This is a genomic window from Bifidobacterium sp. LH_730, assembly GCF_056355835.1.
This window is the reverse complement of sequence record NZ_JBKETB010000009.1, coordinates 1-13,290: the sequence shown is the minus strand read 5'-3', so window position 1 is coordinate 13,290 and position 13,290 is coordinate 1. Positions and strand designations below refer to the sequence as shown.

The window sequence follows — 13,290 nt, the reverse complement described above, 5'->3', positions numbered from 1 at the left end:
TGACGTATCGCACCGAGGGGGACCATGAGCAAGGCCGACATCCACGACGTCGCCAAGGCGGCGGGAGTGTCCATTTCGACGGTTTCCCGCGCCTTCACCCGCCCCGATATGGTGTCCGAACGCACGCGCCGCAAGGTGCTGGACGCGGCCGCGCGCCTCGATTACACGATCTCGCGTTCGGCGGGTTCGCTCAAAACCGGGCAGGCCAACCGCGTGGCGTTGTTGATGAACGACACGATCTCCAGCTGGTTCAATGTGCAGGTCTTCGCCGGTCTCAACGATGTGCTGCGCGACGAGGGCTATGACATCGCCGTCTACGACCACATCGACACGGCCGAGATCCGCCGCGAGTTCTTCACCACGATGCCGGTGCGCCGCAACGTCGACGCCGTGGTCGTGGCCTCCTTCGCCATCGACAAGGGCGAGGTCGAACAGCTCAAGGGCATCCATGTGCCGCTGATTGGCATCAACACCTCGGCTTCCGACAGCCTTGACGCTTCGATCGGCATCGACGACGAGGAAGGCATGTGCGCGGCGGCGCAGCATCTCATCGGGCTGGGGCACCGGCGCATCGTCTACGTCTGTTCCGCCGCCGCCGAAACACTGGGCGCCAGCGTCGACGACCGCGGCCGTGGATTCATCCGCGCCTGTGAATCGGCCGTCGCCGCCGGGCGCGAGCTTGATTGGCAGGTCATCACAGTGCCGCGTGGCCCCGGTTTCGTCGACGCCGCATTGGCCGCGCTGCTGGCGTTGGAGGATTTCCCCGATGCGATCTGCTGCCAGATGGATATGCTGGCCGTTCCGCTGGTCACCCGTTTGGCCCGCTACGACCGCATCACGCCTCGGGATTATTCGATTATCGGATTCGATGACATGCAGCACGCGGATTGGGTGAATCTGACGACCATGCGCCAGGATCCGCACACCATGGGCAAGAAGGCCGCGCACAAGGCCTTGGGTCTGATGCGCGGCGAGACGCTTGCCGAGCCTCATGAAATCGTCCGTGCCACGCTGACGATGCGCGGCACGGACGCTCCGTTCGTGGCTGCCTAGGCGCGCCTAGCTGCGCTCCCCGCGCATCACTGCGGCCAATGCCTGCACGCGCGGGCGGGAGAACACCTCATCCGTGGGAACGACCTGCCCGTCGGAGTCGGCCAGCGGCATGCGCCAGTTGGGATATGCCCAGCTGGTGCCGGGCTGGTTCTGGCTGCGCCGCTCGCCCACGCCATCGACCAGCGAAGCCTGGTGCAGCAGCGAGGGCGTGGCGACCAGCATCGCATGCATGGCCTCGACGATGCCCTGGATATGCTCGTCCGGATCGGCGGCAGCCTCGGCCGATAGCCATCCGCCCTCCTCCAGCATCCGCAGCATCGCCTCGCGCTCGGCGCGGGCCGAGGCCATGAATTCCTCGACGGGGCCGTCCAGCAGCTGCAAACGTTCGCGCAATTCGACGTGTTCGAAGGCGAGATATCCGGCCGTGGGCGGCAGATCATGCGTGGTCACGGAGGCTAGGGCCTGACGGCGATAATCCTGCGGCGGCTTGTAGGGGTCGCCGGCGTTGGGCGAATCGTCCACGCGCGCGAACCATGAGACCTCGGCGCCGAGCACACCTCGCTCGGCCAGCACGCGGCGCACATGGGCCGGCACGGTGCCCAGATCCTCGCCGATGACCATGCCGCCGGCGCGCGAGGCCTCGATGGCCAGCACCGACAGCATCGCATCATGGTCGTAGGTCACATAGGCGCCGTTCTTCGCGCCCAGCCCGGCGGGAATCCACCACAGGCGGAACAGGCCGAGCACATGGTCGATGCGCACGGCGCCGGCATGGGCGAACATCGCGTGCACCATATCGCGGTAGGTCGCGTATCCGGTTTCCTCCAGATGGCGCGGATGGAAGGGTGGCTGGCCCCAATCCTGCCCCTGCTGATTGTAGAAGTCGGGCGGGCATCCGACCGTCACGCCGCCCAGCGCGAAGCGTTCCGGGCTCCACCACACGTCGGCGCCAAGCGCATGCACGCCCACGGCCATATCCTGCATGAGGCCGAGCGCCATGCCGGCCTCAGTGGCAGCCGTCTGGGCGGCCGAAACCTGCTCGTCGGCGATCCATTGCAGCCAACGCTCGAAGTCGAGGTCGTCGGCGTGCCCGGCGGCGAGCGCGGCCACCTCGGGCGAGGTGCGGTCGAAGTCATGGAACCAGGTCGTCTCCCACGGCGCGCCCCAGGTCTCGAAGGCAAGGCACCACATCGCCCACGCCTCAAGATCCTCGCCGGCCGCCGTCACGAAGGCGCGGAAGTTTGCTTCGCGCGGCGTGGAGCGCCCATGGTCGAAGATGATGCGCAGGGCCGCGCGCTTGGCATCCCATGCCGCGTTGATATCCATCGGGGAGGCGTCCATGTTGCGCGGCGCGACCGAGGCGTGCAGCCGGTCGACCTCGGCGCGTTCGGCATCGCTGAGCTCCTCATATTCGGCGATGTCCTGCGGACGGATATACGTGACGTTGAGGAAGCGCCGGGATTCCGGCAGATACGGAGAAGGCTCCAGCGGGGTGACAGGCGCGCAGGCGTGGATCGGGTTGATGAGCAGGAAGTCGGCGCCGGTTTCGCTGGCCGCATCGGCCGCCAGCCGCTTCAGGTCGCCGTAGTCGCCCACGCCCCACGATTCGGCGGAGCGCACGGAATACATCTGCGCCATCCAACCCCACCGGCTGTGCTCGCGCACCGCCTCGGGCAGCGGGATGCGCCCGGGCGCGCAGATCAGGGTGGCCGTGGCATGGCGGTCGCCGACTGCGATATCAAGTCGGTGATATCCCATCGGCAGATCGGCGGGCAGTGTGAGGCTCAGGGCGCCGTCCGCGGCTTCCTGCGGCGCGGGCAGCGGCTGACCGGTCTGGGCGCCTTCGAGCGTGAGCTCGGCGCACACCGCCTCCCCGGAACGGACGTTCAGCGGCACCGTCGTTTCCTCGCCAAGACGGACGACGAGCGTGGGCGGCACGATGCGCGCCTCCATGGCACGCTCATGCGCCGCGAGGGACGCCTCGATGACAGCGTCATCGGCGGCATCGACGCCGAGTGCGGCCAGCACGCCGACGATGGCCTCGTCGCTGTTTTCGACATAGGTGCCGAGCTGGTCGATGAAGGAGGTGTTCACGCCATGCGCATGGGCCAGGCGGATCAGCGGGCGGGCGAGGCGTTCGGGGGATTCGCAGGTCATGACGGGGCTCCTTGGGAACAGACGGAGTGGAGTGGGAGGTGAGTGAAAAACGGAATATCGGGAAGGCTCAGATCAACCCGAAGACGAGCAGCAGAGCCGGGTAGAGCAGGTAGAACAGCCACTGGATCCACGGGCGCGCGGCGCGGTCGTATCCGAGGCTGCCGTTGCGATAGTGCAGCACCGCCACGCCGACGGCGGGCAGGATGCAGAAGCAGGCGCCCATCAGCGCGGCCGTGAGCATCATCGTGTTCTCGCGCGCCGCCAGATAGCGGAATACGAACACGAGCGCGAGGATCAGCACGCCCTCGTTCATGATCTGCTGGCGCAGGCCGATGTGTCCCAATAGCATCCAGGCGAGCGCGGCAAGCGCCACGACCACGGCGATGATGCGGCGCACGGCGGCCGGGCGGTCGCGGAAGGCCTCGATCAGGCCCATGGCCACGACGGCGATGGCGAGCGCGAACACCGGGTTCTGCGAGCTCCAGTCCACGGCCGTGCCCGTGGTCGCCAGGTCATAGGGTACTTCGGCGATAACCGCCAGCACGCCCAGCCGGGCGGCATAGGCCCATACGGAGCGCGTGTGACGGTAGCCGTCGACCAGCAGCCAGGCGTAGATCGGCACCGCCACCCACGACACGGCCTCGCACACGACGGCAAGCGTGAGGTCGCCCATATTCACGTCGGCCGCATCCAGCCCGCCCAGACCGGCGGGGAACACCAGTCCGGAGACGCATGACAGCGCCACGAGGACGATGCCCACGATCTTGAGCTTCAGGTTCGACAGGCCTCGCGTGGGCTGGCCGGGCTGCTGCTGGTTCATCTCGCTGCCTTCCTATTCGTGCATTGCTTGCGGATTCGATACGTGCGGCTTCACTGCTTGCGGCGCCAGATGGCGAAGGTGTGGGCAGGCAGCACGATGCGTCGGTTGGTGGGGGCCGCCGGGGCCTCGCCGCCCGCGCAATATGCGCATTCCCATCCGTTGGGCGCGATCTGCGACACCTCGTCGTACGGCCCGGTGACCTCAAGCGGCTCGGTGGCCTGTTCCAGCGTGCGGCCGGTCGGGTTGATGGCGATGCAATCGTTGCCGACGCGGAACACCACGGCCTCGTCCTCACGCGGCACCACCATGCGCGCGCCGCCGAAATACGCCGGATTGGCTTGGCGCACGGCGATCAGCGTGCGGTAGTGCTCCACCAGATCGGAGAGCCGCTCGGCGCGTCGCCAGTCGAGCTGGTTGAGCGCGGCCGGACTGGAGAAGGAGTCGGAGACGCCGTGCTTGGTGCGGGCAAATTCCTCGCCCGACAGCAGGAACGGCACGCCGGCCGAGGAGAAGACGATGCCGGCGGCCAGCAGGTTGGCGGCCATGAGATCGGCGCAGCCCTCGCCTTCGGCGGCATAATCGGCTTCGGTGGGCATGCGCCGGGTCGCGGCGCACATCTTATCCCACAGGGTCAGGTCATCGTGCGCGGAGACGTATTGGATGACCTGCCCCACACTGGCCAACTCGCGCGAGGTGCCGCGCCAGGCGTCCACAGCCGAGCGGATATCGGCGGCATAGTCGGCGGCGGCGCCGGTCAGATAGCCGGGCACCCACTGGTAGAACACATGGCCGCGCACCGCGTCGCGCGTCGAATCGCAGAACGCGCCGATGCGAGGGCTCAGTCGCGCCAAGCCACGCTTGTCGGCCAGCGCCACGCCAGCCGCCGGGTCGAGCGCGGTCTCGCGCGCCGCCCACGGCTCGCCGTGCATCAGAATCGACGCGCCGCCGGGCAGCTCGTCGAGCGAGGCGCGGATCGCGTTCATCGTCTCCACGTCGATCAGGCCCATCAGATCGAAGCGGAAGCCGTCGATATGATATTCGCGCGCCCAGTAGGTCACCGAGTCGACGATGTATTTGCGCATCATCGGATGCTCGGAGGCCACGTCGTTCGTGCAGGCCGAGCCGTCGGCGAAGGAGCCGTCGGTCTTCCGTCGCAGCGCATAGCCGGGGATCATCCGCTCGAACCAGTTGTCGGTCGAGAACAGGTGGTTGTAGACCACGTCCATGATGACCTTGATGCCGGCGGCGTGCAGCGCTTGGATCATGCGCTTGCATTCAAGGATGCGCACGCCTCCGTCGAAGGGATCGGTGGAATAGGAGCCCTCCGGCACGTTGTAATTGACTGGGTCATACCCCCAGTTGAAGGGGCGGTCGGGGGCGGTGAGGGGCACCGTCTCGTCCACCGAGCCGTAGTCGTAGAACGGCATGAGCTGCACGGCGGTGACGCCCAGATGCTTGAGATAGGCCACGCAGGTGGGGAACTTTCCTTCGCCGTCCACGCTGGTGTCGTCGTGGGTGAAGGCGAGGTATCCGCCCCTATGCTCGGCGGGCACTCCGGAATGCGGATCGTTGCTGAAATCGCCGATATGCGTCTCCCAGATCACCAGATCATGGGAGGCGACGCGCGGACGGCGATCAAGCGACCATCCCTGCGGATCGGTCAGCTTCAAATCGACGACCATGGAGCGCCGGCCGTTCACGCCGGCAGCACGCGCCCACGGATCGGCGGTGCGGCGCACGGCGCCGTCGGGGAAACGGACGAGATAGTCGTAGTAGACGCCGTGGCCGATGCCATCGCAGCGCACCAGCCATGTGCCCTGCGCGCCGGGCGTCAGCTCGTGGCATTCCTGCGGGTCCACGCATTCCTCGGGACTGCCGGCGGCGAACAGACGCAGGGTCACGCCCGAGGCCGTCGGCGCCCACACGCGGAAGGTGGCGCCCTTGGCGTCGGGGAAGACGCCGAGGTCATCGTCGCCGTAGACCGGCAGGTCGGGGCACGGCGCCGCCACTTCGGCCGGAGTCAACTCGGCCAAGGCCAGCGCGGAAATCGATTCGGTCACGACAGTTCCTTTCGATTAAAGATTATGTATCCGCCTCGCTCAGGCGGCGCCTGTGGGAGAGCCCACCGGGCTCTCCCAGTCGGGCCGCCCGCGGAGCGGTCAGCCCTTGACGGCGCCGCCCATGCTCTCCTGGTAGTAGCGCTGCATCACGATGAAGAGGATCGCGATGGGGACGGAGATGATGACGGCGGCCGCGGCGAAGCGGGCGAACCAGTCGTTGAGGTATTCGCGGCTGAGCATCTGGTAGAGGCCGAGCGCGACCGTGTAGTTCTCCTGCGTGCGGGCGATGGCCTTGGCCATCACGAAGTCGAGCCACGGGCCGAGGAACGCGGTGAGCGCCTGGTAGACGAGCATCGGCTTGCACACGGGGATGATGATCTTGGTGAACACCTGCCAACGGGTGCATCCGTCGAGATAGGCGGCCTCGTCGAGCGACATGGGGATCGTGTCCATGTAGCCCTTCATCACGTAGAAGCCCGCGCCGGCGCCGGCCGAGTAGACCAGGATAAGCGCCACCGTCACGCCACGCCCTGCGTCAGTCCCAGGGACTTGAGGATGAAGTAGATCACGACCACCGACATGATGCCCGGGAACATGCCCAGGATCAGCACGATGTTCATGAACGACTTGCGGAAGCGGAAGCGCATGCGGCTCATGCAGAACGCGACGCACAGCACGAAGAACACGTTGATGACGCACACGATCGTGGCGATCACGAAGGTGTGCATGAACATGCGCGGGAAATCGAGGATGTGCTTGTCGGTGAACAGCTGCACGTAGTTGTCGAAGGTGTATTCCTTCGGGAAGAAGGTCTCGTTGTAGGGCCCGGGGTTCTTGTTGAAGCTCTCCAGGAACACCCACACGATCGGGATGACCCAGATCACGGCCAGCACGGCGAGCAGCAGGTGGCTGAACACATCGCCGACGATGCGGCGCTTGCGCTGGTCGTGCAGGAACGGAATCTTATCGTCGGAGCGAGTGCGTGATGTGGTGACGTTGCTCATCGGAAGCCTCCCTCATTCTTGTAGGATGCGCTGGAGCGGTAGGTGATCAGGGACACGATCGCCAGGGTGACGAAGGTGAAGATGCCGATGACGGCGCCCAGGTTGTAGTCGCCGCGGTCCACGGTGAGCTTGTACAGCCAAGTGATGAGCAGGTCGGTCTTGCCGGCCGTGTCGCCCACGGGCGTCGGATTGCCGCCGGACAGCAGGTAGATGACGTTGAAGTTGTTCACATTGCCGGTGAACGTGGTGATCAGATACGGGGTGAGCACGAAGACCAGATAGGGCATCGTGATCTTGGTGAAGGTCTGCCACCAGTTCGCGCCATCGATGCGGGCGGCCTCATACTGCTCGGCCGGGATATTCTGCAGGATGCCGGTGATCTGCATGATCGTGAACGGGATGCCGATCCACAGGTTCACGATGATGACGGTCACGCGCGCCCAGGTCGCGTCGGTGAAGAACGGCATCGCTTGGTCGATCCAGCCCCAGCTCATGAGCAGGCGGTTGATCGCGCCCTCGGGCTGGAGCATCTGGTTGATGACCAGCAGCGAGACTAACTGCGGCACTGCGATGGACAGCGAGAACACGGCGCGCCAGAAGCCCTTGAGGCGGGTGGTGCGGCGGTTGATGACCATCGCCAGGAACAGGCCGAAGAAGAAATTGAGGAAGGTGGCGAAGAAGGCCCACACAAGCGTCCAGATGAGCACGCTGACGAACTGGCTGGCGTTGACCTCGCCCGTGGCGCTGAACAGCTGGCCGAAGTTCTTGAAGCCCACCCAGTCGAACAACAGCACATGGTCGGAGTCGTAGTTCGTGAAGGCGATGCACATCATGATGATGGTCGGCAGCACCGTGAACACGAGGATGCCGATCACCGGCAGCGACATCAGCGAGACCTGGGCCTCGCGGTCGGTGATGTAGGACAGGTCCTCGCCCAGATTCGGAGCATGCCCGGTCTCCTGCGCGAGCTTCTGCGCCTTGTAGGCGGAGCGCACGGCGTAGGACCAGAACACCACGAACAGCACGGTGACGAACAGCGCGATGATGCCGTTGACGAGCACCAGCACAGAGTTGTCGCCGGCATCGTAATGCCAGTATCCATCGATCTTCTGCCTGGTCTGGGTGCGCCAGCCCAGCGAGGGCAGCATGCCCAGCGCGGGGCCGCCGGCCAGCACCATATAGACGATGTAGACGGCCTCGACGGCCAGGAACAGCGCGCCCTTGACGATCTGGCGGCGGGCGATGTTGCCTGCGCCCAGGATCAGGAACGACAGTCGGGTGAGGGCGTCGCCTTCACGGAGGGCGGCCCGCAGCGTATATCGCGAGGGCGGGATGAAGTCCGCGTTGCGGCGGACGGCGCGCCTGCGGCGCGGCGAAACGGTTGCTTCCATGTCTTCTCCCCTGCCTTACAGGATGCTCTTGTAAGAGGTCATCCACTGCTCGGTGAGCTTGGCCGAGTTGTCGTGGTTGACCTCGTTGTTGTAGATGGATTTGCCGAAGTTCTCGCACGGCACCCAGAAATTGCTCATCTCGGCGATGGACGGCTGGACCACCGAAGTGTCGGCGATCGTGTCCATCTGCGCCTGCGCCACAGCGTCCTGCTCGACCTCGGGGTCGGCAGCCAGCTCGGAATCCGAGGGGATCACGGAGCGCATCTCATAGTGCGCCTTCTGCGACTGCGTGCCGGAGAGGAACGCGGCGAACTGGTCGGCGGCCACCGGGTGCTTGGTGTAGGGATTCCAGCCGTAGACGGTGGAACCGGCGAAGGCCTTCATCTGGTATTGCGTGCCGTCGATCGTGAAGCTCGGCAGCTTGGCCACGCCCCAGTCGTCGCCCAGATTCTCGCGCACGGCGGCGGCGTCCCAGTTGCCGGTGAACACCACGTCCACGGCGCCCGACTTGAGTCCGGCCAGGCCGGAGCCGTTGACGTCGTTGACGAAGTTCGGATTGTTGCGCAGGTCCACGAGATAGTCGGTCACGGCCGCGCCGGTTTCGCCGCCGAACTGCACGCCGGCCTCGGCGTCGGTGCCGTCCTCGCCGAACAGCGTGCCGCCGGCGCCGATATAGAAGGCGGGCAGATACCACGAGTTGGTCAGCGGGAAGGAGACCTTGCCTTTGGCGAGCATCGCGTCGAGCGAGGTGATGTCCTGCTCGGTGAACTTGCTCTTGCGGTAATACATGAACCACGTGTTGCCGGCCAGCGGCACGCCGTAGACATTGCCGTCGGCGCCGGTGACGGTCTGCAGCATCGTCTCGTTGCCTTCCGTCTGCTTGGCCAGCTGTTCCATCGTCGGGTCGCTGACCTGACCGATGGCGCCGGCGTCGAGCAGCGTGCCGAGCTGGTCGCTGGCGAAGGTGAAGACATCGGCCGCCACGGTCGGGTCCTGCTTGGCGATGCCGGCGGCGTCGGCGGAGGCGACGACCTGGTTCTTCCATGTGATGTCATATTCGGGGTGCTGCTCCTGGAACTCCTGTTCCATCGTCTGCAGCCAGGAGTCGGCGTTGGCCTGGTCCTCCTGCGAAGCCCAGACGACCAGTGTGATGTCCTCGCCATCGCCGCTGGCCCCGGTGTCGCCGGGCGAGGAGCAGGCTGACAGCCCGCCGGCCAGCAGCGCGCATGCCGATAGGCCGGCGAGCGCTGTTTTCCATCGTGCGATCATCGTTGATTCCTTTCTTCACGACGCGGATCCATGTGGTGCGACTATGCCCCTATGTCCGTCATCGACAACTTGAATATACCAATTTCTGCGAACGTATGCAAATCGGTGTTTTCTGCTTGAAAATACTGGTATTTCAACGAATATGAGATATCTGAAATCTGTATTTTCGCAATTGATGACATCGTATTCATTTTTATTGGATATACTGTTCCCATCCAACGGAAAGGACCGGTGAGACCATGACCATCCCCAACCGTCCGCAATGGCTCGACGACGCGCGTTTCTATGAGATCTATCCGCAGAGCTTCGCCGATTCCAACGGCGACGGCATCGGTGACATCCCCGGCATCATCGACAAGCTCGATCATGTGCAGGCCTTGGGCTGCAACGCGATCTGGCTCAACCCCTGCTACGATTCGCCGTTCAAGGACGCCGGCTATGACGTGCGCGACCACACGAAGGTCGCGGCGCGATACGGCGCCGAGACCGATCTGACGCGCCTCTTCGACGAAGCGCACTGGCGCGGCATGCATGTGCTGCTCGACCTCGTGCCCGGGCACACCAGCGAGGAGCACCCCTGGTTCCACGCGAGCGCACAACCCGACCCCGCCGACCGCACGATTCCTACGCCCAACGGCGCCGAGAACGTGTCCGAGCGCTATATCTGGACGGATCTGTGGATCGCGGGAGCCGACGGTCTGCCGTTCATCGGCGGCGAGACCGAACGCGACGGCACCTATGTGCTCAACTTCTTCAAATGCCAGCCGGCGCTCAACTATGGCTTCGCGCACCCCAAATATCCCTGGCAGAAGCAGGTGCTCGGCCCGGAGGCTCAGGCCACCTGCCAGGCCATGCTCGATGTGATGCGCTTCTGGCTGTCCCGCGGCGCCGACGGCTTCCGCGTCGATATGGCCGACAGCCTGGTCAAGCATGACGACGAGGGCAAGCCGGCCACAATCCGTACCTGGCAATGGATCTTCGAGCGGATTCGCGCCGAATATCCGCAGGCGGTGTTCGTTTCGGAATGGGGACGCCCGCATGAGTCGATGGCCGCCGGCTTCGACATGGATTTCTATCTCGACTGGCGCTGGGGCGGCCATCCCAACGGATACAACCTGCTGCTGCGCAATACCGACACCCCGCTGGTGCGCGAGGGCGATGCCAGCTATTTCAACGCGGATTCGGGTGCCTCGATCGTGCCGTTCCTCGACCAATATCTGCCGCAGCTGGCCGATGCGGAGCGTGCCGGCGGCTGCTTCGACTTCATCACCTGCAACCACGACAGCCTGCGCCTGGCGCAGCGGTTGAGCGTTCGCGAACTCAAGCTTGCCTATGCCACGCTGTTCACACTGCCGGGCGTGCCGTTCCTGTATTACGGCGATGAGATCGGGATGCGCTATCGCCCGCTGCCCACCAAGGAGGGCGGTTACGTACGCACCGGCTCGCGCACGCCGATGCAGTGGAGTGCCGGCCCGAATCTCGGGTTCTCCGAGGCGCCAGCCGACAAGCTGTATCTGCCCGTCGATCCGGCCGCCGATGCGCCGACGGTCGAGGCGCAGGCAGCCGACCCCGAGTCCCTAATGAACTGGGTGCGTGCCGTGCTTGGGGTGCGTGCGGCCTGCGCGCCGCTCGCCGCACGGGCCGCGTTCCGGGTTGTCGCCGCCCCGCAGGACGGACGTCTGTTCGCTTTCGAGCGCTACTTGCGCCCCGGCGAAACCGATGAGGGGTCTGCGGACGTTGGGAACGACGAAATCAGCGTCGAAATCGACCACGTACTCGTCGCCGTCAATCCGTCGCGCGCGCCAGAATCCTTCTCACTGCCCGACGGTTACGATGCAACCCACACGTTGCTGTCGCTCGGCGACATACAATCCACCGGCGACGGCAAGCTCACCATGGGACCGCAGTCTTTCGCACTGTTGACCCGCAAGTAAGTCGTCTTGCTGGACGGCGAGTACTGCTAGCCATTCATCGACCGAGCCCGGCGACACTCGCCCCTCGGCGCAACACCGTTCCGGTCATGCCCGTCATCTGCGATAATGGCGGGCATGGTAACCAATGCAACTATTGAAACCCTGCTCAACCGTCGCTCGATCCGCGCCTACAAAGACGAGGCCATTGACGACGACACCATCGCCGCGCTGGAAACCGTGGCGCAGCACGCCGCCTCCAGCCAATTCCTCAACGACTGGTCGGCCATCCGCGTCACCGATCCCGCGATCAAGACCAAGCTTGCCGAAATCGCCGGCCAGACCTATATCGCCGACGCGCCGCTGCTCTATGTGTTCGTCGCCGATGAGCATCGCAATGCCCTGATTGCCGAGCGCAAGGGCGTGGACGTGCATTCCGACGATTTCACGCTCACCTCCAGCTACCGTTTCACGCAGGCGCATAACGACGCCGTGCTCGCCCTGCACGCCATGGAGACGGCCGCTTATTCGCTGGGCCTCGGCTGTGTGATCCTCGGCTCGCTGCTCAACGATGTGCCCGGTCTTGTCGAGCTGCTGCATCTGCCCGAATTCACCTACCCGGTGCTGGGGCTCGCCATCGGCAAGCCCGACCAGGAGCCGGCCATCAAGCCACGCATGCCGCGCGCGATGCAGTTCTTCGAGAACGGATATCCCGCGGACGCGAAGGCAAGCCTCGAAGCCGATCTGTCGGCCTTCGACGCCACCGTGCACGAATACTACGATCTGCGCAACGCCGACCGCCCTGTCGACGCCTTCAGCGACCAGATCGCCTCCGTCGCCACCGACCGCGGCGTGCTGTCAAAGTCCGTCCTTCCCCAGGCCGCAGCCCAAGGCTTCCATCTGGAGCACTGAACCGCACCTTGCTTCTCCCTTTTCTCGTGCTAATCGCACACTGCTATGAGAAAAGGGAGAAATCGAGTCACATTTTTCGTGCTTTTCTCGTGGCGATGTGCGGCAAGCACGAGAAAAGGGAGAATAAGATCCCTGTCAGCGCTGGCGCGGCTTGTATCCTTTCTTGCGGCTGTGCGGTTTGCGCTGCTGGTTGAGGGGGACGTAACGGTATGTGTCGTCGGGGTTGCGGTGGGTCAGATGCCAAGTGCCGCAGTATTCGCAGCGATACACCCACAGTTCGGCGCCGCGCTCCCTCAGCGATTGGTCGGCTGCGATCTGCGCCTGCCGCCGGTCGTGATACATGATTTTGTTGGATTCGGTGCAGCGCTTGGGAGTGAAGTAGTGCATGCGCCGGCTCCTCGATTTGCGTGGATATGGGAGGACCCCTCCGAGCTGTTGCTTGGAGGGGTCCTTGGTAAGTTGTGTAGCGGCGGCGTGCTACTCTCCCACACTCTTCCGGGTGCAGTACCATCGCCGTGCCAGGTCTTAGCTTCCGGGTTCGGAATGGAGCCGGGCGTCTCCCCTGGGCCATGGCCGCCGCAAATCTTCGATTGTTCGGTCGGAAAAGGTCTCCCTTATATCCGCCGGCATTCGTGGCGGTTCGGGGACCGGATGGCGGACGCTTCGCGCATGTTTCTGACGTTTTGTGACCCTTCCCGTGCTCCTTGTCGTCGG

9 protein-coding genes, 1 rRNA gene and 1 pseudogene are annotated in these 13,290 nt (G+C 64.8%); 3 read left to right on the top strand and 8 right to left on the bottom strand.

What is annotated here, in order from left to right; genetic code table 11:
* The first annotated feature begins 24 nt into the window (after positions 1–24).
* Complete coding sequence (locus AC1AUD_RS10145) at positions 25–1,053, top strand: LacI family DNA-binding transcriptional regulator (protein ID WP_476574239.1); 1,029 nt, start codon at positions 25–27, stop codon at positions 1,051–1,053.
* Positions 1,054–1,059: 6 nt separating this feature from the next.
* On the opposite strand, the gene malQ is transcribed toward AC1AUD_RS10145, so the two are convergent.
* From malQ to AC1AUD_RS10115, 6 genes and pseudogenes are all read right to left on the bottom strand, one after another.
* On the bottom strand, positions 1,060–3,210 hold the full coding sequence (malQ, locus tag AC1AUD_RS10140; RefSeq protein WP_476574238.1) for a 4-alpha-glucanotransferase: 2,151 nt from the start codon (positions 3,208–3,210) through the stop codon (positions 1,060–1,062).
* Between the two features lie 67 nt (positions 3,211–3,277).
* Positions 3,278–4,030, bottom strand: coding sequence for a TraX family protein (locus tag AC1AUD_RS10135; RefSeq protein WP_476574236.1), 753 nt, complete (start codon positions 4,028–4,030; stop codon positions 3,278–3,280).
* Between the two features lie 50 nt (positions 4,031–4,080).
* Positions 4,081–6,090, bottom strand: a complete 2,010-nt coding sequence (pulA, locus tag AC1AUD_RS10130; RefSeq protein WP_476574234.1) for a type I pullulanase — start codon at positions 6,088–6,090, stop codon at positions 4,081–4,083.
* A 99-nt stretch (positions 6,091–6,189) separates the two neighbouring features.
* A pseudogene (locus AC1AUD_RS10125) lies at positions 6,190–7,094 on the bottom strand (sugar ABC transporter permease).
* Complete coding sequence (locus tag AC1AUD_RS10120; RefSeq protein WP_476574233.1) at positions 7,091–8,485, bottom strand: carbohydrate ABC transporter permease; 1,395 nt, start codon at positions 8,483–8,485, stop codon at positions 7,091–7,093. The pseudogene AC1AUD_RS10125 and the gene AC1AUD_RS10120 overlap by 4 nt, the downstream one beginning before the upstream one ends.
* Positions 8,486–8,500: 15 nt before the next feature.
* Positions 8,501–9,754, bottom strand: coding sequence for an extracellular solute-binding protein (locus tag AC1AUD_RS10115; RefSeq protein WP_476574231.1), 1,254 nt, complete (start codon positions 9,752–9,754; stop codon positions 8,501–8,503).
* Between the two features lie 239 nt (positions 9,755–9,993).
* On the opposite strand from AC1AUD_RS10115, the gene AC1AUD_RS10110 reads away from it, so the two are divergent.
* Together AC1AUD_RS10110 and AC1AUD_RS10105 are read left to right on the top strand one after the other, a co-directional pair.
* The gene (locus AC1AUD_RS10110) at positions 9,994–11,688 is read left to right on the top strand and encodes an alpha-amylase family glycosyl hydrolase (protein ID WP_476574230.1); all 1,695 of its coding nucleotides are present in this window, start codon (positions 9,994–9,996) and stop codon (positions 11,686–11,688) included.
* A 114-nt stretch (positions 11,689–11,802) separates the two neighbouring features.
* Positions 11,803–12,576, top strand: a complete 774-nt coding sequence (locus tag AC1AUD_RS10105; RefSeq protein ID WP_476574229.1) for a nitroreductase family protein — start codon at positions 11,803–11,805, stop codon at positions 12,574–12,576.
* Positions 12,577–12,711: 135 nt separating this feature from the next.
* Here AC1AUD_RS10105 and AC1AUD_RS10100 read toward each other — a convergent pair whose 3' ends face one another.
* Together AC1AUD_RS10100 and rrf are read right to left on the bottom strand one after the other, a co-directional pair.
* Entirely contained in the window at positions 12,712–12,963 is a 252-nt protein-coding gene (locus tag AC1AUD_RS10100; protein WP_476574228.1) for a hypothetical protein, read from the bottom strand.
* Between the two features lie 77 nt (positions 12,964–13,040).
* Positions 13,041–13,157 (bottom strand): 5S ribosomal RNA (gene rrf, locus AC1AUD_RS10095).
* Positions 13,158–13,290 lie beyond the last annotated feature (133 nt).

What these genes read in the sequence shown, in the direction of transcription:
- AC1AUD_RS10105 (WP_476574229.1), top strand. Translation starts at nt 11,803, where the DNA reads ATGGTAACCAATGCAACTATTGAAACCCTGCTCAACCGTCGCTCGATC.
- AC1AUD_RS10145 (WP_476574239.1), top strand. Translation starts at nt 25, where the DNA reads ATGAGCAAGGCCGACATCCACGACGTCGCCAAGGCGGCGGGAGTGTCC.
- AC1AUD_RS10110 (WP_476574230.1), top strand. Translation starts at nt 9,994, where the DNA reads ATGACCATCCCCAACCGTCCGCAATGGCTCGACGACGCGCGTTTCTAT.
- AC1AUD_RS10100 (WP_476574228.1), bottom strand. Translation starts at nt 12,963, where the DNA reads ATGCACTACTTCACTCCCAAGCGCTGCACCGAATCCAACAAAATCATG.
- malQ (WP_476574238.1), bottom strand. Translation starts at nt 3,210, where the DNA reads ATGACCTGCGAATCCCCCGAACGCCTCGCCCGCCCGCTGATCCGCCTG.
- AC1AUD_RS10135 (WP_476574236.1), bottom strand. Translation starts at nt 4,030, where the DNA reads ATGAACCAGCAGCAGCCCGGCCAGCCCACGCGAGGCCTGTCGAACCTG.
- AC1AUD_RS10115 (WP_476574231.1), bottom strand. Translation starts at nt 9,754, where the DNA reads ATGATCGCACGATGGAAAACAGCGCTCGCCGGCCTATCGGCATGCGCG.
- AC1AUD_RS10120 (WP_476574233.1), bottom strand. Translation starts at nt 8,485, where the DNA reads ATGGAAGCAACCGTTTCGCCGCGCCGCAGGCGCGCCGTCCGCCGCAAC.